Below are 22,708 nucleotides of genomic sequence, written 5' to 3' on the forward strand. Positions count from 1 at the left end.
GCAAAGTAGATGTCATTACTATTTTCGATGTCGATATGCTAATACCTGCTAATTAAAATGAGTTTTTCACAACGCTTCTAATAGTGTAACAAACAAGATTAAATAGATCCCAGTTTTATCTAAATATTGTATAATGGCTTCAATGAAAGCTAACACGTATTTAGATACGGCATGCGGTGAGGGAGGTATGGATTGATCTTGCGTGATATTCACGTAGACCTAATAACCCGGGCTGTAGAGGAACTCTGCCTTAAAGCCTGCACCGTACTGGGTGACGACTGGTGGCGGGCCATGGACCAGGCCATAGCCCGAGAAGAATCGCCCTGGGGCAAAGATATCCTAAAACTGTTAAAAGAAAACGCTAGCTTGGCTTCTTCCACCGGTGAAGCTATATGCCAGGATACCGGCCTGGCCGTAGTTTTTCTGGAAATAGGGCAAGACGTGCATATCACCGGAGGCAATCTTTACGACGCCATAAATGAAGGAGTGCGCAGAGGCTACACTAACGGTTACCTTAGAAAATCGGTGGTAAACGATCCTCTCATCCGCAAGAACACTGGAGACAATACGCCGGCCATTGTCCATACAGAAATCGTGCCCGGTAACAACCTAAAGATAACCGTAGCACCTAAAGGTATAGGATCGGAAAACGCCTCCGGCCTTAAAATGTTAAAACCCGCCGATGGTAAAGAAGGTATTATTCAGTATGTATTAGAAGTAGTGGAAGCTGCTGGACCCAATCCCTGCCCACCTATAGTAGTGGGAGTAGGGCTGGGTGGTAACTTTGAAAAAGTAGCTTTTCTCGCTAAAAAAGCCCTCCTGCGTCCCTTAGGCCAGAGACACCCCCGGCCTTATATAGCAGAACTGGAAGAAGAACTCCTGGAGCGCATAAATGCTACCGGCATAGGGCCTCAGGGTCTGGGTGGTCGCACAACCGCTTTAGATGTCCACATAGAAACCTATCCTACACATATAGGGGGTTTACCTGTTGCCGTAAACATACAGTGTCACGCAGCTCGCCATGCTGAAGCAGTGCTTTGAGGAGAGGAGGGTTCCCCCATGATTAAAATCACTACACCCCTAACTCCAGAGACTATACAAAACCTCAAAGCCGGTGACCAGGTAAGCTTAAGCGGCATAATCTTCACCGCCCGAGACGCCGCCCATAAAAGGATGGTAGAAACCTACCTGGCAGGAGAAAAACTCCCGGTAGACCTGAAGGACCAAATTATTTACTACGTGGGACCCTGTCCGGCGAAACCGGGGAAAGTAATAGGTTCGGCCGGTCCCACCACTAGCGGCCGCATGGATCCTTATACCCCTTTGCTCATTCGAGAGTTTGGTCTTAAAGGTATGATCGGCAAAGGTAGCCGCAGCCAGGAAGTCATCGAAGCCATAAAAGAATGCGGAGCAGTATACTTCCTGGCCATAGGAGGCGCCGGAGCGCTACTTGCCCAGCGAATAAAGAAAGCGCAAGTAGTGGCCTACGAAGACCTGGGACCGGAAGCTATCTACCAACTGGAAGTTGAAGATTTTCCTTTGATAGTAGGTATTGACTGTCTTGGCCGCAACCTCTATCTGGAAGGGAGAGACAAATATAGAAAAATTTAAAGGGGGTAAAAACTTAATGGATCTTAAGGAGAAAGCCCTGGCCCTGCACCGGGAAAACAAAGGAAAAATAGCTATCAAGAGCAAAGTCCGGGTTAATAACCGGGAAGAGTTAAGCCTGGCCTACACACCAGGAGTAGCCGAGCCTTGCAAAGAAATCCATCGCGATACAGAATTGGTATGGGAATACACAGCTCGGGGGAATCTGGTGGCCGTGGTTACCGACGGCAGCGCAGTACTGGGCCTAGGCGACATCGGGCCTGAGGCCGCCTTGCCGGTAATGGAAGGCAAATGCGTACTCTTCAAAACCTTTGCCGGAGTAGACGCTTTTCCCTTATGCCTGGCCACCAAAGAAGTAGACCAAATTGTGGAGACCGCAAAACTCATCTCCCCCACCATAGGCGGAGTAAACTTAGAAGACATAGCTGCGCCGCGCTGCTTTGCCATAGAAGAGCGGCTCAAAAAAGAGACCGACATACCCATCTTCCACGATGACCAGCACGGGACGGCCATAGTGGTAGCAGCCGCCCTTATTAACGCCCTGAAAGTAGTAAACAAAGCAATGAAGGATATTAAAATTGTCATCAACGGAGCCGGAGCAGCTGGTATAGCTGTGACCAAGCTGCTTTTAAATATGGGAGCAGGAGAAGTAATTCTCTGTGACAGCAGGGGAGCCATCTATGCAGGTCGGGACAATGGTATGAATCCTTATAAGGAAGAGGTAGCGGCTAAGACCAACAAAGAAAAAGCCAAGACCTTGGCGGAAGCTATGAGAGGCGCAGATGTTTTTATAGGACTTTCCATTGGCGGAGCAGTGAGCCAGGATATGGTGAAAAGCATGGGCCAAGACGCCGTGGTACTGGCCATGGCCAACCCCGTGCCGGAGATATATCCGGAGGAAGCCAAGGCAGCCGGGGCCAAAGTGGTGGGCACTGGCCGGTCGGACTTTCCCAACCAGATCAACAATGTGCTGGCCTTTCCGGGGGTTTTGCGGGGGGCGCTGGATGTGAGAGCGCGGGACATAAACGAAGAGATGAAAATAGCTGCGGCCTATGCCATAGCTGGGCTGGTAGAGGAAAAAAGCTTAAGTCCCGACTTTATCATTACCGATGCATTTGACGAGCGGGTAGCTCCTGCCGTAGCTGCTGCTGTGGCTCGGGCTGCCATGGAAAGTGGGGTAGCTCGGCTACGGAGGGACCCGGCCGAAGTGGCCGAGAATACTAAAAGGCTGGTGAAAGGTGGTTTGGGTTAAGAAAACATCAATCCTCGGTTAAACCGAGGATTTTTTCTTATTCGGAGAACTTTTAACCTGTAATATGCAGGGGTTCAGAACAGGCCTATCTTCCGGTTTTTCCTGTTTATATTGACAGCGAAATTGGAGCAAAGTATAATAATAAAAAACAATATCTTGGGGGTAGCCCTATGGATGAGGATGTGTTAAGAAGTGAAATCAAACGCCTGGAGGAAGAGATTGCTGATTTAAAAAAGCGATGGCCGGCCCATTCTGTTAAAGTATCTATGGTTCAGGAATTAGAAGAATTAGAAGAAAAGTTGGCTCAGTTGTATAAAATGGAAAAAGAAAAGGAGGGTAATCCTGGTGCAGGATAGCAAGGGGGTAACAACGCAAGAAAAAGAAAAGAAGAATTTGCTAAAAAGAATCTTTTTGTATCCTTCACAAAATATTTCCCTGATTGTTCCCCTGATTTTAGTGTTGGGATTTGTTACCGGTTTGCTGGTGGATACTTCTGTTCTCAAAAAATATATCCTTGCGGTAACAGTACTCATGATTTACCCCACCATGATCGGGTTTAGACTGCGTGAGGTCTTTAATCTGTCCCAGGGCCGGCTTGTATTAACGGCTTTGCTCCTCAATTTCCTGCTGGTTCCTTTTGTGGCTTATTTCCTGGGTGTAGGATTTTTGTTGCGGGACCCGGAGCTTTTTGCCGGCCTGGCTATTACTTCCTTACTTCCTACCAGCAATATGACTATTGCTTTTACCATGCTGGCTAAAGGAAATGTCCCCGGAGCTATTAAACTGACTACCACAGGATTGCTGCTGGGGTCCATGCTGGCCCCTTGGTATCTCTTATTAATGGTAGGAAAGTATGTACCGGTCGATGTCTGGCTAACCTTAAAAACCATTGCGCTGGTTATTTTGTTGCCCTTGTTCTTGGGGGTGCTGACCTATTCGGCTCTGCTAAAGAAGTATTCACCAGAGGATTTTCATAAAAAAATCAAGCCCTATCTACCGGCGGCCAGTGCTTGGGGTATGTTGTTTATAATTTTTACCAGTATCAGCATGAATGCTCCGCGTATAGCTTCTCGTTTGGACATCTTTGGAATAGCTCTGTTAGTTCAGGTGGTTTTTTATAGCATTAATTATGCACTCGCAATATTTATCGGTAGAAGTCTTTTTGAAGAAAAAGATGCTCTGGCCCTGGTGTTTGCCACTGTTTTGCGCAACCTTTCCATCTCAATCGGCCTGGCTGCTACGGCTTTTGGCCCTAATGCTGCGCTCATGGTTTCCTTAGCTTTTCTTATCCAGCAACAAGCAGCAGCCTGGTTTATTAGGCTAAATGAAAAATATAGTTTATTGAACCGCAATAAAAAAGAGGTTTGGACACACGTTTAATTAAACCTTTGACCCACCTCCTCACTTAATTTTCTTGACACTTACTGCTCTATTTTGTATGATCAAAATGTCAAAAAAGAATATAGGGTCTGTTAAGCAAAGGAATAGGCCCGTTATCGGGCGGGCTAGGGAAATGGCCTTGGCTGACAGGCTGAAAGTGTACCTGAGGGTTCCGCGCAAAGGGAAAAACACTTTGCGGGCTGGTCCGAGTGGTACAGGCACCCTTTGGTGCCACACCGGAGGGACTAAAAACCCAGGCGGGTAGGTTTCAGCATTGGTTAGAACCTATCCGGCCTGGGTTAATTAATTTTAAAGAGGTGGTAGGATGAAAGAAGCTTTAGTTGGTATCATCATGGGTAGTGATTCCGACCTGCCGATAATGCAGGCGGCTGCCGAGGTACTGGAGGAGTTTGAAGTACCCTACGAGATGCGCATCCTTTCAGCCCACCGCACACCAGAGGCCACCCTGGCCTATGCTCGCGAGGCAGCGGCGCGGGGGCTGGAAGTGCTTATTGCCGGTGCGGGAGGCGCTGCCCACTTGCCAGGGGTGCTGGCTGCGGTGACCCCTTTGCCGGTAATAGGCGTGCCCATCCGGACCAAGGCACTGGGAGGGCAGGATTCCCTGTATTCCATCGTCCAGATGCCGCGCGGCGTCCCGGTAGCCACGGTGGCCATAGACGGGGCGGCCAACGCGGCTTTTCTGGCCGTACAGATTCTAGGCATAAAAGATCGTTCTTTGCGGGCGAAATTTATAGCTTATAAAGACAAGCTGGCCCGGGAGGTAGAGGCCAAAGATCAAAGGCTACAAGCTTCTGGGGAAAATAACCCTAGAGGAGGGTCACCGGAAAATGATTGAGCGCTATACCTTGCCGGAGATGGGCCGCATTTGGGACGAAGAGAATAAATTGCGCAAATGGCTGGAGATTGAGATTTATGCCTGTGAAGCCTGGGCCGAGCTGGGGAAAATACCGCCCGAGGCCCTGGCGGAAATTAAGGAAAAGGCCGCTTTCGATATTAACCGGGTTAAAGAGATCGAAGCGACTGTACGGCATGATGTTATTGCTTTTCTCACGGCTGTAGCCGAGCGGGTGGGAGAAGCTTCCAAATATATTCATCTGGGCATGACTTCTTCTGACATCCTGGACACTGCTCTGGCCCTGCAGATGCGGGAGGCAGCCGATCAGCTCCTGCGACGCCTGCAAGATTTGCGCGAGGTCTTGGTAGCTAAAGCTCGGGAACATAAATTCACCCTAATGATGGGCCGCACCCATGGCATCCACGCCGAACCTACTACCTTTGGTTTAAAGATGGCCCTTTGGGTCATGGAAGTAGATCGCAACCGGGAAAGATTGCTGCAGGCGCGGGAAATGATCAGCGTAGGGAAGATTTCCGGTGCGGTGGGCACTTTTGCCAACGTGGATCCCTTCGTGGAAGAATATGTATGCCAGAAGCTGGGTCTCAAACCGGCTCCGGTTTCTACCCAGATAATCCAGCGGGACCGGCATGCCCAGTATTTAACCACTTTAGCGGTCATAGCCAGCTCCCTGGAAAAAATGGCTACGGAGATCCGCAACCTGCAGCGGACGGATATCCTGGAAGTAGAAGAACCCTTTGCCCAGGGGCAAAAGGGTTCCTCGGCCATGCCCCACAAGCGCAACCCCATTATGTGCGAACGGGTGGCCGGTCTGGCCCGAGTCGTTCGCGGCCATGCCCTGGCTGCCTTAGAAAATATAGCCCTCTGGCACGAGCGAGATCTCACCCATTCTTCAGTAGAACGGGTAATTATTCCCGACAGTACCATCCTCCTGGATTACATGCTGACCAAATTTACGGAGATAATGGCCGGCCTTAACGTCTACCCGGAAAACATGAGGCGAAATTTAGAGAAGACCCATGGACTGATCTTTTCCCAGCGGGTGCTCCTGGCCCTGGTGGACAAAGGGCTTTTAAGGGAAAAAGCCTATGTTCTGGTTCAGCGCCATGCCATGGAAGCCTGGCGGGAAGGAGTGTCTTTTAAAGAATTGCTCCTCCAGGATCCCGAGATTAGGGCCTGTTTAAGCCCCCCGGAAATCGAAAAACTTTTCGACTATAAATATCACCTCAAACATGTGGATTACATTTTCCGGCGCGCTGGACTGGAATAAAGTCAAGTTTATTTAACGAAAGGAGAGTTACTTAAATGGTGCAAAAAAAGGAATTGCTTTACGAGGGAAAAGCCAAGCGGGTCTACCTTACCGGGGACCCCAACTTATATCTCATAGAATTTAAAGACGAGGCCACCGCCTTTGACGGGCTCAAGAAAGGTACTATAGCCGGCAAAGGTGAAATTAACGCGCGGCTTTCGGCCCTCCTCTTCCGGGCTTTAGAGCGGGAGGAGATTGCCACCCATTTTGTAGAGCTGGTCAGCCCCAGGGAAATGCTGGTAAAGGCCCTTAAGATCCTTCCCGTAGAAGTGGTGGTGCGCAATGTGGCTGCCGGCAGCCTGGCCCAACGTTTAGGGTTGGCCGAGGGCACTGATTTAAAGAGGCCGGTACTGGAATTTTATTTTAAATCCGATGAGCTCCATGATCCTATGATCAACGAATATCACATTGCAGCCCTGGAACTGGCTACTCCAGAACAGGTGGAGACTCTCAAGGAACGGGCATTAAAGATTAACGAGATCCTCTGCCGCCTTTTGCAGCCCGCAGATCTTATCCTGGTAGATTTTAAGCTGGAGTTCGGCCTTTATCAGGGAGAAATACTGCTGGGAGATGAAATTTCTCCGGACACCTGCCGCTTCTGGGATAAGGAAACCAGGGAAAAGCTGGACAAGGACCGCTTCCGCCGGGATCTGGGGGGTGTCGAGGAGGCCTATGCTTTAGTTTACGAACGGATCAGCAAGGTGGTGGGTTGAACATGGGTAACTTGTACTTGGCCAAGGTTCATGTTACCCTGAAGGCAGGTGTATTGGATCCCCAGGGAGAAGCTGTCAAACAGGGCCTGGTGGCCTTAGGATATAAAGGAGTAAAAGAGGTACGGATGGGCAAATACCTGGAGGTGCGCCTGGAGGCTCCTGATGAGGTACAGGCCGGGCAGCAGGTAGAAGAGATGTGCCGCCGGCTTCTGGCCAACCCGGTCATCGAAGATTACACCTTCGAGGTGACGGGGATATGAAGTTTGGCGTAATTATCTTTCCTGGCTCCAATTGCGACCAGGACGTCCATTACGCCTTGGGTACTGTCTTAAAACAGCCGGTGGATTATATCTGGCATGCTGAGACAAAATTGACAGGCTATGACTGTGTAGTATTGCCCGGCGGCTTTTCCTATGGGGATTACCTGCGAGCAGGGGCTATAGCCCGCTTTGCCCCTATAATGTCGGCGGTTATAGATTTTGCCCGCCAGGGTGGGCTGGTGCTGGGTATCTGCAACGGCTTTCAGATTCTTTTGGAAGCGGGGCTGTTGCCGGGCGCCATGCTGCGCAATAATTGCCTACAGTTTCGCTGCCAGGACACCTATCTCCGGGTAGAAAACGAGGCCACTCCCTTCACCAACCGCTTTAAAAAGGGACAGGTAGTGAGCATGCCCATCGCCCATAATGAAGGCAATTATTATGCCGATCCCGAAACCTTGCGCCGCCTAAATGAAAATAATCAGATCGTCTTCCGGTACTGTACTTCCCGAGGAGAGATAACGCCAGAGGCCAATCCCAACGGTTCCGTGGAAAACATTGCGGGCCTTATTAATGAGGGGGGCAATGTCTTGGGACTCATGCCCCACCCGGAGCGCTGTGCGGAGGAGATCTTGGGCGGGACGGACGGGCGGGAATTCTTCGCTTCTATAGTAGACTGGTGGACGAAGGAGAGAAGGTCATGAGGGAGAAGATTTGGCGGGAGATGGGCCTCACCGATGAAGAATACGAGCGCATCAAAAATCTCCTCGGGCGCGAGCCCAACTATGTGGAGCTGGGAATGTTTGCCGTCATGTGGTCCGAACACTGCGGCTATAAACATTCGCGGCCAGTTTTGAAAATGTTTCCTACCCGTGCTCCCTGGGTCTTACAGGGGCCGGGGGAAAACGCTGGGATTATAGATATCGGCGACGGCCAGGCTGTAGTGTTTAAAATTGAAAGCCATAATCATCCTTCGGCCATCGAACCCTTTCAGGGCGCTGCCACCGGTGTAGGAGGTATTGTGCGGGACATTTTTGCCATGGGCGCCCGGCCCGTTGCGCTGCTGGACTCTTTGCGCTTCGGGCCTCTGAACAACCCCCGCAACCGGTACCTCTTGGGCGGGGTGGTAAGCGGGATTTCTTTTTACGGAAATTGCCTTGGGCTTCCTACTGTGGGAGGCGAGGTGGCCTTTGCTCCCTGCTACACGGGCAACCCCCTGGTTAATGTGATGTGCGTAGGTATTATCGAGCGCGACAAGATTCAGCGTGGCAGGGCCAGCGGCGTGGGACATGCGGTTATGGTAGTAGGAGCGCGTACCGGCCGCGATGGCATACATGGGGCTACCTTTGCTTCCGAAGAGCTGAGCGAGGCTTCCGAGGAGCGCCGCCCTTCCGTGCAGGTGGGCGACCCCTTCCGGGAAAAGCTTTTGATTGAGGCCTGCCAGGAGGTGGTAAAGGAGGACCTCCTGGTGGGAATGCAGGACATGGGAGCGGCCGGGCTGACCAGCTCCTCCGCCGAGATGGCTTCGCGGGCCGGCACCGGCATGGAGATTGATGTTGACCTGGTGCCCAGGCGGGAAGAGGGCATGACTCCTTACGAAGTAATGCTTTCGGAATCCCAGGAGCGGATGCTGCTGGTTCCTAAAAAGGGTTGTGAAGATCGTGTTAAATCCATTTTTGCCCGCTGGGGCCTGGAAGCAGTAGTAATAGGCCGGGTAACGGGTGACGGCGTCTTACGAGTTAAAGAAAGGGATCAGGTGGTAGCCGAGGTACCGGTGCGTTATCTAACCGAAGAGTGCCCGGTTTATGTGCGGGAGAAAAGACGGCCCGCCTATCTGGACGAGCTACAAGCATATGATTGGTCGGCCCTTCCTGAGCCTGAAGACTATGCTCAGACTTTGCTTAAGCTCCTTTCTTCGCCGAACATCGCCAGCAAGGAATGGGTTTTTCGCCAGTATGACTATATGGTGCGTACGGATACGGTTATAAGGCCGGGAGCTGATGCGGCTGTCCTGCGTATCAAAGGGACGAAAAAGGGCCTGGCCCTAACCACCGACGGCAACGGCCGTTATTGTTACCTGGACCCGGAAATTGGGGGAGCCATTGCCGTGGCCGAGGCTGCTCGCAACCTATCCTGCGTAGGTGCTAGGCCCTTGGGGGTAACTGATTGCTTAAATTTTGGAAACCCCGAAAAGCCGGAAATAGCCTGGCAGTTTTACCATTGCGTTTTGGGCATGAGCCGTGCCTGTGCCAGGCTTAATACTCCGGTAGTAGGGGGGAACGTCAGCTTTTATAACGAAACGAACGGTGAGGCCATTTACCCTACCCCGGTGGTGGGCATGGTGGGCCTGTTGGAAGATATTCAACAGCGCTGTACCTCCGGTTTTAAGGAAGAAGGCGATGTAGTGTTCCTCCTAGGAGAAACGCGGGACGAGCTGGGCGGCAGCGAATATTTGGCCTTCATCCATGGCCTGGTGGCCGGCCGGCCGCCGGTGCTTGACCTGGAGCTGGAGGCAGCTGTCCAGGAAATGGTGCGGCAGGGGATTGGCCGGGGACTTGTCCGGGCAGCGCACGACTGCTCTGAGGGAGGTCTGGCTGTAGCCCTGGCGGAGATGGCTATCTTAGGGCGCATGGGTGCCGAAATTAAACTGGAAGAAAGTTTGCGCGCTGATAGCCTCCTTTTCTCCGAAAGCCAGTCGCGGGTAATTGTCAGCGCGCGGCCGGAAAAGGTAGCCGAGATAAAAAAACTGGCTCGCGAGCTTAAGGTACCGGTAAAAATCTTAGGTACTTGCGGCGGCGAAACCTTAGAGATTAGTGTGGGTGAAAAGCGGCTTGTAAATCTTGACTTAGAGGAGATGGAGGCGGTATGGCGGGGAAGCCTGGAGGCCCGGCTGAGGGCCTAGATAAATTCCGGGAGGAATGCGGGATCTTCGGCCTTTACGGGCCCGGGCTGGACGTAGCTCGTTTAACCTATTATGGCCTGTTTGCCTTACAACACCGCGGCCAGGAGAGCGCCGGTATTGCTGTAGGGAATGGGACCGGGATTGAAATTCATAAAGGTATGGGCCTGGTGGCCGAGGTTTTTGACCAAAACAGTCTTAAAAATTTAAAAGGTGAGGTGGCCATCGGACATGTCCGCTACTCCACCACCGGGGCCAGCTCCCTAGTTAACGCCCAGCCTCTAGTAGCTAGAATCCGCCAGGGCATGGTGGCCGTAGCCCACAACGGCAACCTGGTCAATGCAGCCTTCTTGCGCCAGAAGCTGGGAGCCGAAGGTTCGGTGTTCCAAACTACTACCGATAGCGAAGTTATTGTAAATCTACTGGCCCGTTATCAGAAAAGCCCCCTGCCCGAAGCCATTATACAGTGCATGGAGGAGTTAAAAGGAGCTTATAGCCTGGTTATCATGACAGAACAGCAGCTTTTCGGGGTGCGCGACCCCTATGGAGTGCGGCCTCTATGCCTAGGAAAGCTGGGACAGGCCTTTGTTCTGGCTTCTGAGTCCTGCGCCCTGGATGCTATCGGCGCTGAATTTGTGCGGGATGTGAGGCCAGGAGAAATACTAATAATTGATGGCCGTGGAATTTCTTCGCTCCAGGGACCGCGGGCACCCCGGCCGGCCCACTGCATCTTTGAATTTATTTACTTTGCTAGGCCTGACAGCACCCTCGACGGAGAGAATGTATACCTGGTCAGGCGAGAGCTGGGGCGCCGCCTGGCCGGGGAATGCAGGATAGAGGCCGATCTGGTGATACCGGTGCCCGATTCTGGCATCGCGGCGGCCAGCGGCTATGCCGAGGCTACTGGTTTACCCCTGGTGGAAGGTTTGATAAAAAATCGCTATGCGGGCCGGACCTTTATCCAGCCCACCCAGGAACTGCGGGACCTGGGGGTGAGGCTGAAATTAAACCCTATCCGGCCTATTCTCCAGGGCAAGCGGGTAATTATTATTGATGATTCTCTAGTCAGGGGTACTACCAGCCGCCGCATTATACACATGCTCCGGGAGGCAGGGGTAAAAGAAGTGCACCTTCTGATAGCTTCTCCCCCGGTTTTTCACCCCTGCTATTACGGCATAGATACCAGCGCCTATGGAGAGCTTATTGCCGCCCGCTGTCCCGTGGAAAAGATAAGGCGCCTGGTAGGAGCCGACACCCTCTATTATTTGAGTCTGGAGGGGCTCTTTAGCTCCGTCAGGCAGGGTTCCGAAAAATACTGCGCAGCTTGTTTTACCGGTTATTATCCTATTCCTCTTTAGTTTTGGTGAGGAGGTGAAAGCAGTGGGCGGGCGGATCTGGACTTACGCAGACGCAGGGGTAGATATTGGCGCCGGTAACCGGGCCGTACAATTAATGCGGGAACATGTGAGGAGTACCTGGCGGCCGGGGGTTTTAAGCGACATCGGGGGCTTCGGCGGTTTTTTTGCCCTTAGTGGGCAGTACCAGGAGCCCGTGCTGGTAGCCGGCGCCGATGGGGTAGGTACCAAGTTAAAAATAGCTTTTCTTATAGACCGCCACGATACAGTGGGCCAGGACGTAGTAGCCATGTGTGTAAACGATATCCTGGTCCATGGAGCCGAACCCCTCTTTTTCCTGGATTACCTGGCGGTAGGCAAGCTTTACCCCGAAAAGGTAGCTGCCATTGTGGCAGGTGTGGCAGCGGGTTGCCGCCTGGCCGGCTGCGCTCTCCTGGGCGGGGAGACGGCGGAAATGCCCGGCTTTTATCCACCTGGAGAATATGATCTGGCTGGCTTTGCCGTGGGTATAGTAGAGAGAAGGGGGCTTTTAGACGGCAGTAAGGTCCGGCCGGGGCAAGCTATCATCGGGCTGGCTTCCAGCGGCCTCCATTCCAACGGCTTTTCCCTGATCCGCCGGGTGCTCCTGGAGGAGGCCGGCCTGGACCTCACGGAGAAAATATCTTCTCTGGGGTGTACCCTGGCAGAAGAGTTGTTAAAACCCACCCGCATTTATGTAAAATCTCTTTTACCGCTGATTAGAGAGGGCCTGATTCAGGGTCTGGCCCACATCACCGGCGGGGGCCTTATAGAAAACCCGCCCCGCATGTTGCCCCAGGGGACGGGTTTACGCCTGTACCGGGACAGGTGGCCGGTACCACCCATCTTCCATTTAATTCGGGAAGCAGGCCGCGTACCCTGGCCGGAGATGTATCGCACCTTCAACATGGGCCTGGGGATGCTGGCCGCGGTAGAAAAAGCCGACGTAGCGACGGTTTTAAACCGCCTGCAGACAGCCGGGGAACAGGCTTACCTGGTAGGCGAAGTGGTAGAGGGAGAGGGAGAAATAGAGTTTGAACCGCCACTAGCTTAAAGGGGGAGTAAGGATATGTCCTTGCCCATAGGCGTACTGGTCTCGGGCCGGGGAAGCAACCTGGAGGCCATCATCCAGGCCATAGAAACAGGGAAGCTTCCGGCCCAGGTCAAGGTGGTGATCAGCAACAAAAAGGAGGCTCGAGCCTTAAAGATAGCTAGTGAGCACGGTATTCCAGCAGAATTTATGGATCCCGGGGCTTATCCGGACCGGGTGGCCTATGACCTGGCCCTGGCCAATAGGCTTAAAAAAGCAGGGGTGGAGCTGGTGGTGCTGGCCGGTTTTATGCGCATTTTAAGTCAGGCCTTTTTGGACCAGTTCCCCCTGCGGGTGATCAATATTCATCCCGCCCTCCTCCCGGCCTTTCCAGGAGTAGATGCCCAGCGGCAAGCCTGGGAATACGGCGTGAAGATTGCGGGCTGCACTGTACACTTTGTCGATGCCGGAGTGGATACCGGGCCCATTATTGCCCAGGCCGCCGTTAAGGTAGAGGATGACGACACGCCGGAAACCCTGGCCCAGCGCATATTGGTGGAAGAGCACCGCCTTTTGCCGGAGGTCATCCGTTGGATAGCGGAAGGTCGGGTGGTGGTACAGGGCCGCCGGGTATATGTCCGCAAGGAAGTATAACAAATAGGTCGCGAACAAACTTTATTCCCGGAAAGGATGATTAGAGTGGCACGACGAGCTTTGCTGAGCGTTTGGGACAAGACAGGCTTGATCGAGTTCGCTCGGGGGCTGGTGGAGCTGGGGTGGGAGATACTCTCCACCGGGGGTACGGCGCGGGCACTGGCAGAAGCCGGTTTACCGGTAACGCCTGCACAGGAGGTAACCGGGTTTCCGGCCATTTTAGACGGTAGAGTAAAAACCCTTCATCCCCGTATACATGGGGGCATCTTAGCCCGCAGGACACCCGAGCATTTAGCCCAGCTGGCCGAGTGGGGCATTAAACCCATTGACCTGGTAGCGGTCAACCTCTACCCCTTTCAAGAAACCATTGCCCGGCCGGGGGTTACCGTGGAGGAGGCTATTGAAAATATCGATATAGGAGGGCCGACCATGGTCCGGGCGGCTGCCAAGAATCATGAATATGTAATTGTAGTAGTTAATCCGGCGCGCTATGAAGAAGTGCTAAACCTTTTACGCCAGCACGGGGAAGTGGACTTGCCCACCCGCCGGAAACTGGCGGCCGAAGCCTTTGCCCACACGGCAGCTTATGACGCGGCTATAGCCTGGTACTGGCAGAGGGAAGTTTATGGCGAGGCCAGTTACGCGCCGACTTTTTTCCTGGTAGGAGAAAAGCTACAGGACTTGCGCTATGGCGAGAATCCTCACCAGCGAGCTGCCTTTTACCGCCTGCCCCGGGTACCTGCCGGCAGCCTGGCCGGAAGCCGCCAGCTCCAGGGGAAAGAGCTTTCCTATAATAATATTATGGACCTGGATGCCGCCTGGAATCTAGTGCGGGAATTTCAGGAACCCGCTGTTACCATAATCAAACATACCAATCCTTGTGGGACTGCTAAAGGGAAAACCGCAGCCGAAGCCTACCGCCGGGCTTACGAAGCTGATCCCGTTTCGGCCTTCGGCGGCATTGTAGGCTGCAATCGTCCTGTAGATAAGGAGATGGCCGAGGAACTGGTAAAAATCTTTCTTGAAGCCATTATAGCTCCTCTTTTTACCCCAGAAGCGCTGGAGATACTAAAAAGTAAGCCTAATTTGCGCCTGCTCGTTGCCGGAGAAGGGCGGGATGCGGGACTGGGCCGGCAAGTCCGGCCGGTGAGCGGAGGCTTTTTGGTGCAGGACCCGGATAATTATGAAGTTAAAGTCCAAGATCTTAAAGTAGTAACTAAACGCCAGCCTACCCAGGAAGAACTAGAAGATTTGCTTTTTGCCTGGAAGGTAGTAAAGCATGTTAAATCCAATGCCATTGTGGTGGCCAGGAGCGGTGTAACCCTGGGAGTGGGTGCCGGCCAGATGAACCGGGTGGGTGCGGCCCGCATAGCCCTGGAACAGGCAGGGGAAAGAGCCCGCGGAGCCGTACTGGCCTCTGACGCCTTCTTCCCCTTTGCCGATACCGTGGAAGCAGCAGCCCGAGCGGGGGTGACAGCCATTATTCAGCCCGGGGGTTCCTTGAGGGATGCTGAATCCATAGAGTGTGCCGATAAACACGGCCTGGCCATGGTCTTTACGGGTATACGGCATTTCCGGCACTGAACCTAGGTAGCTAACGTACACTATCAAGAAAGGACGGTGAAGCCGTGAAAGTCCTGGTGGTCGGCAGCGGTGGGCGGGAACATGCCCTGGTGTGGAAAATAGCCCAGAGCCCTATGGTAACCGAGGTCTTCTGTGCCCCCGGCAATGCCGGCATTGCCACCCAGGCTTCTTGTATTCCCATAGCTGCCGATGATATCCAAGGCCTGGTGGATTTTGTCCGGAAGGCGGATATCGACCTCACTGTAGTAGGTCCGGAAGTTCCCCTGGTGGCCGGTATCGTAGATGCCTTTGAGGCGGCAGGTTTGAGGATTTTTGGCCCCAGGCGGCAAGCGGCCGCTATCGAGGGCAGCAAAGCCTGGGCTAAAGATTTTATGTTTAAAAACAATATCCCTACTGCCCGGTACACCGTGGTGGATAACCTGGGAGATGCCCGGCGCTACATAGAAAAGCATGGGGCCCCCGTGGTGGTTAAAGCGGACGGCCTGGCTGCCGGCAAGGGTGTGGTGATAGCTGAAGAAGAAACTACGGCTTTGAAGGCAGTGGAGGAAATGCTGGGTGGCCGCTTTGGCCCGGCCGGGCAGCGGGTGGTGCTGGAAGAGAGGTTAACAGGGGAAGAAGTAAGCGTTCTGGCCTTTTGCGACGGAGAACATGTACTTCCCCTGCTAGCTTCCCAGGATCACAAGCGCGTCTTTGACGGCGACCGGGGACCCAATACCGGCGGTATGGGGGCCTATGCTCCGGTACCATTTTATGATGACCAGATGGCAGATCAAGTGATGGAGACCATCCTTAAGCCAACTGTCCAGGCCATGGCCAAAGCCGGCCGGCCCTATTGCGGTGTCCTATATGCAGGATTAATGATTACACCCCAAGGTCCTAAGGTGCTGGAGTTTAACTGCCGCTTTGGCGATCCCGAAGCCCAGCCTTTGCTCATGCTCTTAAGAAGCGATCTGGTCAGTATTATGTTGGCTGCTCTGGAAGGAAAGTTGGACCAGATACAACTGGAGTGGTATCCGGGAGCAGCAGTTTGCGTAGTCCTGGCTGCACCTGGGTACCCTGGAGATTATCCTAAGGGAGAAGTTATTACAGGATTAGAAAAGGTTCAGCCAGGAGTAGAAGTTTTCCACGCGGGTACAGCCTGGAAAGATGGTCAGGTAGTTACCGCCGGCGGCCGGGTCCTGGGGGTGACGGCGCGCGGTGCCACCCTGGCGGAGGCTTTAAACTTGGCTTATGCGGCAGCAGAAGTAATTGACTTTCCTGGTAAGCACTACCGCCGAGATATTGGCCGGCGAACGCATAAACTTTCCCCCACAGGCCAATCTAAATAAAAAGAATTCCGTTGTGAGAAGGGGGAAAGCCGGTGCTTGGCCCCTTTCGTAAACCCTTGCGGGCGGCTCTTTGGCGCCGTTTAAAGGCCAACTCTGCCAGAGGAAATTCTCCTGGGGGGCAGGGGAAAAAATTCCCTTACCCCCCTCTTGATCAATATTCTTTGACCTCTGAGATAAGCCTTAACTTGCAACAGTTGGAAGAAATATTTGAAAACAGTAGTGATGTTGTGAAGAGGGATTTCTTTATCGGCGGCCAGGTCAAAGCTGCCATTGTCTACATCGACGGGCTGGCCGACAAAAACCTCATAGAAGATACCCTGCTAAGAACTCTGCAACATGTGCCCCCGGATTTGAGCCGGGCGCTGGCAGACAAAACGGCGCCTTGGGAACGCCTTTTGGAGATTATTGTACCTATGGCTGACGTGGCTCCCGTAGACAGTATTTCAGACATAGTTAACCATATTCTTACCGGTGATGCTGTTCTTTTATTTGAAGGTTATAATAAGGCCCTGGCTACCAGTACCCGTTCCTGGGAACACCGTTCTATCTCCGAACCCTTGGCCGAAGGGTCTGTCCGTGGTTCCCGGGAAGGTTTTGTAGAGAATTTAAGGATCAATACCGCTCTTGTACGTCGACGCTTAAAGACACCGGCCCTCAAGGTAGAAAACGTTTTACTGGGTAGGTATAGCCAGACTAACGTAGCTTTAGTGTATCTTAATACTTTAGCGGATCCAGCCCTCCTTAAGGAGGTGCGCCGGCGCCTAGAACGCATTAATGTGGATGGCATTTTAGAAAGCGCCTATATTGAAGAACTTATTGAGGATAATCCCCTTTCACCCTTCCCTCAGATTGACCATACGGAACGGCCGGACAAGGTAGCCGCTGCGCTACTGGAAGGAAGAGTAGCTCTGCTTGTTGATAATACTCCCTTTGCCCTAATAGTCCCTACTGTATTTGTCCAGTTCTTGCAGGCCAGCGAGGACTACTATGAGCGTTATTGGCTGGCCAGTTTCTTAAGATTAGCCAGATTTGTGATCTTAAACATTGCCCTTCTCCTGCCCAGCGCTTATGTAGCTGTGAGCACCTTTCACCAAGAGATGTTGCCGACCAACCTGCTGGTACGCCTGGCTGCCCAGAGGGAAGGGATACCCTTTCCAGCTCTGGCGGAAGCTTTGCTGATAGAGCTGACCTTTGAAGTTTTGCGGGAGGCAGGGCTACGCCTGCCGCGGCTGGTGGGGCAGGCTGTAAGCATTGTCGGCGCCCTGGTTATAGGAGAAGCAGCTGTGAGCGCTGGCCTTTTTTCCCCGGCCATGGTTATTGTGGTAGCTTTGACCGGTATCAGTTCTTTTGCCCTTCCTAAATATTCCATGGCCATTACGATCAGGTTGCTCCGTTTTGTTATGTTAATCCTGGCGGGTGTATTGGGCTTTTACGGCATTATGTTGGGTCTGCTGGCTATCTTAATCCATCTTACTGCCCTCCGCTCCTTTGGTGTACCTTATCTGGCGCCGATTGCGCCCTACCATACCCACGACTTTAAAGATGTTTTTGTACGGGCACCGCGTTGGGCCCAGGATACCAGGCCCGAACAGATTGGGTATCGAGATCCCTTGCGGCAGAAGAAAGGGCTGAAACCGGCTCCTCCCGATAGCTCCAACCGTGAACCGCGGGGAGGCCAGTAGCCATGCACGGGGTACGGGAAGAAGGTTTTATTAACGCCCGGCAGGGGGCCATCTTGCTCTGGTTTAGCGTTTTACCGACAGCCATTATCTTCTTACCGGCTCTTCTGGCCCGAAGGGCCCAGCAGGATGCCTGGCTGGCGGTAATCGTAGCCGCTTTGTTAACATTACCGTTGGCCATGATTATTTACTGTTTAACTCTCCGTTTTCCCCATCAGACTATCTTCCAGTATAGCGAAACCATTTTGGGGAAAGTATTGGGCAAATCTTTGAGTCTGTTCTACGTTCTGGCCCTTATTCAGTTGAACGCTGTTATTTTGCGGGAGTTCAGCGAATTTCTAGTGACAGCTGTGATGCCGGAGACCCCTATTATTGTTTTTACGGTGACCATTGTGGCCGTAGCCGTTTATGCGGCGCGCAACGGAGTGGAAGTTATCGCTAGGGCTGCCGAATTTATCATGCCTCTTCTGGTAGTTTTCTTCGGCATTGTCCTGGCCCTAGTGACACCGCAGATGTCTTTGCGCAATCTTTTTCCCCTTTTGGAAGGGGGAATCAAGCCCATTTTGGCTGGAGTCATGATCACCTGGGGGTTTACGGGTGAAATTGTGGTTATGACAGCTATCAGTGGCTTTATCAATCCACCTCAAGGGGTTAAGGTGAGCCTGGCGGTCGGCCTGGCCGGAATACTTTTCTTTTTAACCTTAACGGTTTTAAGCGGTGTCATGGTTTTCGGTGCTGCTGAGGCGGGTCGCCTCACCTTTATGGCCTTCTCCCTGGCTCGCTTGATCAGCATTGCCAACTTTTTGGAACGGATTGAAGTACTCTTTATGGCTATTTGGGTGGCAGGCGTCTTTATCAAGGTTACAGTTAACATTTATATTGCTGCCCTAGGCCTGGCCACTGCGACCGATCTAACCGAATATCGTCCCCTTTGTGCTCCGCTGGCTGCTTTGATGGTGGTTTTATCTGTTTTACTCTTTAATAATATCAGCCAGGTGCTTTTCTTCCTGGAGCGGGTTGCCCCCGTCTGGGCCCTGGTGTGGGAATTCCTGGTCCCGGCCGGCTTAAGTCTGGTAGCGGCCGTCAGAAAAGTTAAGGGGGAAGAAGTATGAGACTATACTTTCGTCCCTTGCTTCTTTTCCTTTCCCTGGCGTTCATAGGCTTAGTGTTGGCCGGGTGCTGGAGCCGGCGGGAAATAGAAGAGCTGGCCCTGATTATGGCTGCTGCCTTAGATGCAGAGGGAGAGAAAGATGTCCGTTTAACTGTTTTTATAATTAATCCCCGGGAAATTGGTGGCGGTCAGCCCACAGGGGGTGGTGGGGGTGGTGCCAACAGGGTCCCCGGAGAAATTATCACGGCAGTGGGAAACGATTTTGCCGAAGCGACACGCCGTATTGAAGAACAGATTCCTCGCCGCGTCTTCTGGGCTCATAATAGGGTCATCATTATAGGGGAGAAGCTCGCCCGTAAGGGCCTTAACTGGCTGGATTGGTTTAGCCGTGACCGGCAGATGCGCCTGGATACCGTAGTTATTATAACTTCGGGCGAAGCGCGTCAAATTTTGGACCTGCCGCCAGGGATAGAACTGAACCCCGGGAAAATTATCACCGGGATTTTAAACAGCCATGTCACTTTGAAAGTAGAATTAAAGGATATGCTCGCCATGTGGCAGGCCAAAGGAGATAACGTTGTTCTTCCCCGGGTAGTCCTGGTTTCCCACCAGGAACATAGCGGCAGTAAGACCCAGCGTAGAGGTGGTCGGGAGGACCAGGCTGGTGGAGATAAGGAAGCAGGCGGGGAAGGAAAAGGCCGGACCCAGCAGGAGGACGGACCGGCAGGAATAAAGTTTGACGGTGCAGGGGTTTTTAAAGGCGGGAAGCTCGCGGGGTATTTAAATCATTTGGAGACTCTGGGCACCATGTGGCTGCGCGGAGAAGTAAAAGAGGGGGTTATTACCTTTAATTGTCCTAACCATCCTCAACAACAAATATCGGTTCGCTTCCACCGCTCCCAAACCAAGGTTAAGTCCCAGGTGGTGGATAATAAGATTACCTTTCTGGTCAAGATCCGCGGCGAGGGCGATCTCACCGAGCATACCTGCCAGGAATCCTTTCTGAAGCCGGACGAAATAAAAATTTTGGAAGATGCTTTGCGCCAGGAATTAGATAAGAGGGTACAGGCTGCCCTTAAGAAGGCGCAAAAGGAGTTGAAAGTGGATATTTTCGGTTTCGGGGAGGTTCTCCACCGCGACGAGCCTAAAGTTTGGCGGCAGGTACAGGATAACTGGAACGAAGTTTTCGCCGGAGTGGAAGTGAAGGTGGAAAGCCAGATACAGATCAGGCGGACAGGTATGACCTATGGCCCTGTAGGCGGTGAAGGAAATACGGGAGGCAAAATGGTTTCGCCAGGAGGCAGGTAAATGTTTATCCTGTTAATTGTGCTGGCTTTTGCTTTTATGGCTTTGGGGGAGGCTGTCCCTTTATACCGGCAGAAGCGCTATAGAGAACTGGTGGTTATGGGTATTGTGTGGTCTTTAGGATTGGCCTTAAGCCTGGCCATGGTTTTAAATCTGCCGCTGCCCAATCCTACCAACTGGATGGAGCGTTTATTTGTACCTCTAACTCGTTTATTGGAGAAGCCTTTGAGTTTCTAAAAGGAAAATGGATCTTGCCCGTTTTTAAAGCGAGGTGATATTATTACGGTAGCACTGGACTAGAATTTAGTTATTTAGAGGTGAGGCCGCTTTGAATAATAACCGGCAATGGCAGCTGCCGGAGGGAGTGGAGGATTTTCTTCCGGAGGCAGCGGCGGCCAAACGGGATCTGGAGAACAAGCTGCTGGCGCTTTTTCAAAGCTGGGGTTACCAGGAGGTGGTAACCCCAACCTTTGAATTTGTAGAAATCTTCCAGGCAGGTCAGACTGCCGGTAATGGGGATGTGCTGTATAAATTTATCGATCGGCAAGGCCGCGTCCTGGCCCTGCGGCCAGAGATGACTGCTCCCATAGCCCGCCTGGTAGCTACTCGTCTCAAGAAGGAAAGGCTGCCCTTACGCCTATGCTATAGCGCTGCTGTCTTTCGCTACGAGGACCCGGCCCCGGGCCGGCGCCGGGAATTTCACCAAGCTGGGGTGGAGCTCCTGGGAGCTAAAGGGGTAGGAGCCGATGCGGAAGTGGTGGCCCTGGCGGTGGAGGCTTTGCTCACAGCGGGTCTGAAAGATTTCCGGGTAGGGCTGGGCCAGGTGGCGGTTACTAAGGGAGTGCTGGCAGATCTGGGCTTAGTCCCGGAGGCCTTGGCCAGAGTTAAAGAAGCTCTGGTAGGCAAGGATTGGGTTCGGTTGAGCTATCTTTGCGACGAGTATGGACTTAAAGGTGAAGCTCGGCACTGTTTGGAGCTGCTCTTTACTCTACACGGGGGCCGGGAGGCCCTCAGAGCAGCAGGGCCCATTTTAAAGATGGAGGCAGCCCGGGAGCCCCTGGCCGAGATGGAAGAAGTACTAGCGGTAATGGAGCGTTACGGCCTGGGATCCTATCTTTTCATCGACCTCGGAATTTTAAGGGATTTTGATTATTATACCGGTCTTGTTTTTGAAGGTTATGCTCCTGGGCTGGGGTTTCCGGTGCTGGGCGGAGGGCGCTATGACGGGTTGTTACAGGAGTTTGGGTATCCCTGCCCGGCTACTGGTTTTGCTCTAGGACTGGAAAGAGTGCTGGCGGCCAGGGGAGGAAAGGGAACTTGCTTAATTACCAACCCCCTCGGATATCTGGTGGCCGGGGAGGACCTGGCTGCTGTACTTATGAGGGCGAGAAAGCTGCGGCAGACGGGAGCGCAGGTGGAGCTGGGCTGGAATCTCTCCAGCCAGGAGGAGGCTGCCAGGGAGGCTGCCGACCGGAAGCTAACCCTGGTCTGGGTTACCAGGGGTGAAGAAGAATGAAGGATGTCCTGGTAACTATGGCTTTGCCCAAAGGGAAATTGGGCCAGGATGCCCTAAAACTTTTAGCGGCAGCCGGCTTACCTGTGGAAGGGGTGTCCACCGAAGCCAGACAGCTTGTTTTTACTTTCCTCGAAGCTTCTTTGCGCTATATTATCTGCCGGCCCACTGATGTGCCCACCTATGTAGAGTATGGAGCTGCGGACCTGGGTATTGTGGGCAAAGATACCTTGGTAGAGAGCGGTGCCGATGTATTTGAGCTGGCAGACCTCGGGTTTGGCTACTGTCGCTTTGTAGTAGCAGCCCCACGGCACCGGTGGGAGGAGGTCGGCCGGTCGCTAGAAAATTTGCTGGCCAGCAGCCGGCGAGTGGCCACCAAATTTCCCCGGGTGGCAGCCAATTTTTTTGCCGAGCTGGGGCAGCAAGTGGAAATAATTAAGCTGCATGGCAATATTGAACTGGCTCCCCAGGTAGGCCTGGCCGATCTCATTGTAGACATTGTTTCTACAGGCAGAACTTTAAAGGAAAATGACCTGGTGGAAGTGGCCCCTATTTTTCCGGCCACGGCCAGGCTCATCGCCAACCGCGTAAGCTACCGCATTCACCACCAGCGGTTGCAGCCCTTGGTAGAAAAATTGCGGGAGGCCAGTAACAGCAACGTTCTAAGGTGAGCCGGGAAAGGCAGTTAAATTCTATTTAATTGTGAAATCTGGCACAAAAGCGGAGTGGAAGCGGCGTTGATGTGGAGAGGGTGCGGAAGAATTCGATTAAATACTACTAAACCCTGCCGAGTAAAAAGACCGTCGCGAGCAGGCGGCGGCCAATTGAGGTCGGTCTTA

General features: G+C 52.9%; 22 protein-coding genes. All 22 read left to right on the top strand.

Annotated elements, in window-relative coordinates:
- Positions 1-198: 198 nt before the first annotated feature.
- The 22 genes from AC1BI1_RS04070 to hisG all read left to right on the top strand — a co-directional run bounded on the left by AC1BI1_RS04070 (position 199) and on the right by hisG (position 22,540).
- Positions 199-1,041, top strand: a complete 843-nt coding sequence (locus AC1BI1_RS04070) for a fumarate hydratase (RefSeq protein WP_476716161.1) — start codon at positions 199-201, stop codon at positions 1,039-1,041.
- Between the two features lie 18 nt (positions 1,042-1,059).
- Positions 1,060-1,611, top strand: coding sequence for a Fe-S-containing hydro-lyase (locus AC1BI1_RS04075; protein WP_476715999.1), 552 nt, complete (start codon positions 1,060-1,062; stop codon positions 1,609-1,611).
- A 16-nt stretch (positions 1,612-1,627) separates the two neighbouring features.
- Positions 1,628-2,860: an NAD(P)-dependent malic enzyme gene (locus AC1BI1_RS04080; protein ID WP_476716000.1), complete on the top strand. Its 1,233-nt coding sequence runs from the start codon at positions 1,628-1,630 to the stop codon at positions 2,858-2,860.
- Positions 2,861-3,030: 170 nt separating this feature from the next.
- The gene (locus tag AC1BI1_RS04085) at positions 3,031-3,216 is read left to right on the top strand and encodes a histidine kinase (RefSeq protein WP_476716001.1); all 186 of its coding nucleotides are present in this window, start codon (positions 3,031-3,033) and stop codon (positions 3,214-3,216) included.
- Positions 3,206-4,240: an arsenic resistance protein gene (locus AC1BI1_RS04090; protein ID WP_476716002.1), complete on the top strand. Its 1,035-nt coding sequence runs from the start codon at positions 3,206-3,208 to the stop codon at positions 4,238-4,240. The genes AC1BI1_RS04085 and AC1BI1_RS04090 overlap by 11 nt, the downstream gene beginning before the upstream one ends.
- Positions 4,241-4,565: 325 nt before the next feature.
- Positions 4,566-5,096: a 5-(carboxyamino)imidazole ribonucleotide mutase gene (gene purE / locus AC1BI1_RS04095; RefSeq protein ID WP_476716003.1), complete on the top strand. Its 531-nt coding sequence runs from the start codon at positions 4,566-4,568 to the stop codon at positions 5,094-5,096.
- On the top strand, positions 5,089-6,384 hold the full coding sequence (purB, locus tag AC1BI1_RS04100; RefSeq protein WP_476716004.1) for an adenylosuccinate lyase: 1,296 nt from the start codon (positions 5,089-5,091) through the stop codon (positions 6,382-6,384). The genes purE and purB overlap by 8 nt, the downstream gene beginning before the upstream one ends.
- A gap of 38 nt (positions 6,385-6,422) precedes the next feature.
- Positions 6,423-7,136: a phosphoribosylaminoimidazolesuccinocarboxamide synthase gene (purC, locus tag AC1BI1_RS04105; protein WP_476716162.1), complete on the top strand. Its 714-nt coding sequence runs from the start codon at positions 6,423-6,425 to the stop codon at positions 7,134-7,136.
- 2 nt (positions 7,137-7,138) lie between these two features.
- Positions 7,139-7,396 (top strand): phosphoribosylformylglycinamidine synthase subunit PurS, encoded by a 258-nt coding sequence (gene purS, locus AC1BI1_RS04110; protein WP_476716005.1) that lies wholly within the window; start codon positions 7,139-7,141, stop codon positions 7,394-7,396.
- Positions 7,393-8,097 (top strand): phosphoribosylformylglycinamidine synthase subunit PurQ, encoded by a 705-nt coding sequence (purQ, locus tag AC1BI1_RS04115; protein ID WP_476716006.1) that lies wholly within the window; start codon positions 7,393-7,395, stop codon positions 8,095-8,097. The genes purS and purQ overlap by 4 nt, the downstream gene beginning before the upstream one ends.
- Positions 8,094-10,295 (top strand): phosphoribosylformylglycinamidine synthase subunit PurL, encoded by a 2,202-nt coding sequence (gene purL / locus AC1BI1_RS04120; protein WP_476716007.1) that lies wholly within the window; start codon positions 8,094-8,096, stop codon positions 10,293-10,295. The genes purQ and purL overlap by 4 nt, the downstream gene beginning before the upstream one ends.
- Positions 10,259-11,650 carry an amidophosphoribosyltransferase gene (gene purF / locus AC1BI1_RS04125; RefSeq protein ID WP_476716008.1) on the top strand — a complete coding sequence of 464 codons (1,392 nt, stop codon included), beginning with the start codon at positions 10,259-10,261 and terminating at the stop codon, positions 11,648-11,650. Before purL ends, purF begins: the two co-directional genes overlap by 37 nt.
- Before the next feature lie 22 nt (positions 11,651-11,672).
- Entirely contained in the window at positions 11,673-12,719 is a 1,047-nt protein-coding gene (purM, locus tag AC1BI1_RS04130) for a phosphoribosylformylglycinamidine cyclo-ligase (RefSeq protein ID WP_476716009.1), read from the top strand.
- A gap of 15 nt (positions 12,720-12,734) precedes the next feature.
- Positions 12,735-13,349: a phosphoribosylglycinamide formyltransferase gene (gene purN, locus AC1BI1_RS04135; RefSeq protein WP_476716010.1), complete on the top strand. Its 615-nt coding sequence runs from the start codon at positions 12,735-12,737 to the stop codon at positions 13,347-13,349.
- Between the two features lie 36 nt (positions 13,350-13,385).
- A complete protein-coding gene (gene purH / locus AC1BI1_RS04140; RefSeq protein WP_476716011.1) occupies positions 13,386-14,933 on the top strand; it encodes a bifunctional phosphoribosylaminoimidazolecarboxamide formyltransferase/IMP cyclohydrolase in 1,548 nt (515 codons plus the stop codon).
- A gap of 44 nt (positions 14,934-14,977) precedes the next feature.
- The gene (gene purD, locus AC1BI1_RS04145) at positions 14,978-16,261 is read left to right on the top strand and encodes a phosphoribosylamine--glycine ligase (RefSeq protein ID WP_476716012.1); all 1,284 of its coding nucleotides are present in this window, start codon (positions 14,978-14,980) and stop codon (positions 16,259-16,261) included.
- 161 nt (positions 16,262-16,422) lie between these two features.
- On the top strand, positions 16,423-17,943 hold the full coding sequence (locus tag AC1BI1_RS04150) for a spore germination protein (protein WP_476716163.1): 1,521 nt from the start codon (positions 16,423-16,425) through the stop codon (positions 17,941-17,943).
- 2 nt (positions 17,944-17,945) lie between these two features.
- The gene (locus AC1BI1_RS04155) at positions 17,946-19,052 is read left to right on the top strand and encodes a GerAB/ArcD/ProY family transporter (protein WP_476716013.1); all 1,107 of its coding nucleotides are present in this window, start codon (positions 17,946-17,948) and stop codon (positions 19,050-19,052) included.
- A complete protein-coding gene (locus tag AC1BI1_RS04160; protein ID WP_476716014.1) occupies positions 19,049-20,359 on the top strand; it encodes a Ger(x)C family spore germination protein in 1,311 nt (436 codons plus the stop codon). The genes AC1BI1_RS04155 and AC1BI1_RS04160 overlap by 4 nt, the downstream gene beginning before the upstream one ends.
- Positions 20,360-20,593, top strand: a complete 234-nt coding sequence (locus AC1BI1_RS04165) for a hypothetical protein (RefSeq protein WP_476716015.1) — start codon at positions 20,360-20,362, stop codon at positions 20,591-20,593.
- A gap of 91 nt (positions 20,594-20,684) precedes the next feature.
- The gene (gene hisZ, locus AC1BI1_RS04170) at positions 20,685-21,872 is read left to right on the top strand and encodes an ATP phosphoribosyltransferase regulatory subunit (protein WP_476716016.1); all 1,188 of its coding nucleotides are present in this window, start codon (positions 20,685-20,687) and stop codon (positions 21,870-21,872) included.
- Complete coding sequence (gene hisG, locus AC1BI1_RS04175) at positions 21,869-22,540, top strand: ATP phosphoribosyltransferase (RefSeq protein ID WP_476716017.1); 672 nt, start codon at positions 21,869-21,871, stop codon at positions 22,538-22,540. Before hisZ ends, hisG begins: the two co-directional genes overlap by 4 nt.
- Positions 22,541-22,708: the final 168 nt, after the last annotated feature.

This window comes from Thermanaeromonas sp. DSM 22490 (assembly GCF_056378755.1).

Excerpts from the sequence above, each read along its gene's own strand:
- AC1BI1_RS04085 (WP_476716001.1), top strand. The coding sequence starts at position 3,031 with ATGGATGAGGATGTGTTAAGAAGTGAAATCAAACGCCTGGAGGAAGAG.
- hisG (WP_476716017.1), top strand. The coding sequence starts at position 21,869 with ATGAAGGATGTCCTGGTAACTATGGCTTTGCCCAAAGGGAAATTGGGC.
- AC1BI1_RS04080 (WP_476716000.1), top strand. The coding sequence starts at position 1,628 with ATGGATCTTAAGGAGAAAGCCCTGGCCCTGCACCGGGAAAACAAAGGA.
- purN (WP_476716010.1), top strand. The coding sequence starts at position 12,735 with ATGTCCTTGCCCATAGGCGTACTGGTCTCGGGCCGGGGAAGCAACCTG.
- AC1BI1_RS04075 (WP_476715999.1), top strand. The coding sequence starts at position 1,060 with ATGATTAAAATCACTACACCCCTAACTCCAGAGACTATACAAAACCTC.
- purL (WP_476716007.1), top strand. The coding sequence starts at position 8,094 with ATGAGGGAGAAGATTTGGCGGGAGATGGGCCTCACCGATGAAGAATAC.
- purE (WP_476716003.1), top strand. The coding sequence starts at position 4,566 with ATGAAAGAAGCTTTAGTTGGTATCATCATGGGTAGTGATTCCGACCTG.
- purQ (WP_476716006.1), top strand. The coding sequence starts at position 7,393 with ATGAAGTTTGGCGTAATTATCTTTCCTGGCTCCAATTGCGACCAGGAC.
- AC1BI1_RS04155 (WP_476716013.1), top strand. The coding sequence starts at position 17,946 with ATGCACGGGGTACGGGAAGAAGGTTTTATTAACGCCCGGCAGGGGGCC.
- purF (WP_476716008.1), top strand. The coding sequence starts at position 10,259 with ATGGCGGGGAAGCCTGGAGGCCCGGCTGAGGGCCTAGATAAATTCCGG.
- purB (WP_476716004.1), top strand. The coding sequence starts at position 5,089 with ATGATTGAGCGCTATACCTTGCCGGAGATGGGCCGCATTTGGGACGAA.
- AC1BI1_RS04160 (WP_476716014.1), top strand. The coding sequence starts at position 19,049 with ATGAGACTATACTTTCGTCCCTTGCTTCTTTTCCTTTCCCTGGCGTTC.
- purH (WP_476716011.1), top strand. The coding sequence starts at position 13,386 with ATGATTAGAGTGGCACGACGAGCTTTGCTGAGCGTTTGGGACAAGACA.
- AC1BI1_RS04165 (WP_476716015.1), top strand. The coding sequence starts at position 20,360 with ATGTTTATCCTGTTAATTGTGCTGGCTTTTGCTTTTATGGCTTTGGGG.
- purS (WP_476716005.1), top strand. The coding sequence starts at position 7,139 with ATGGGTAACTTGTACTTGGCCAAGGTTCATGTTACCCTGAAGGCAGGT.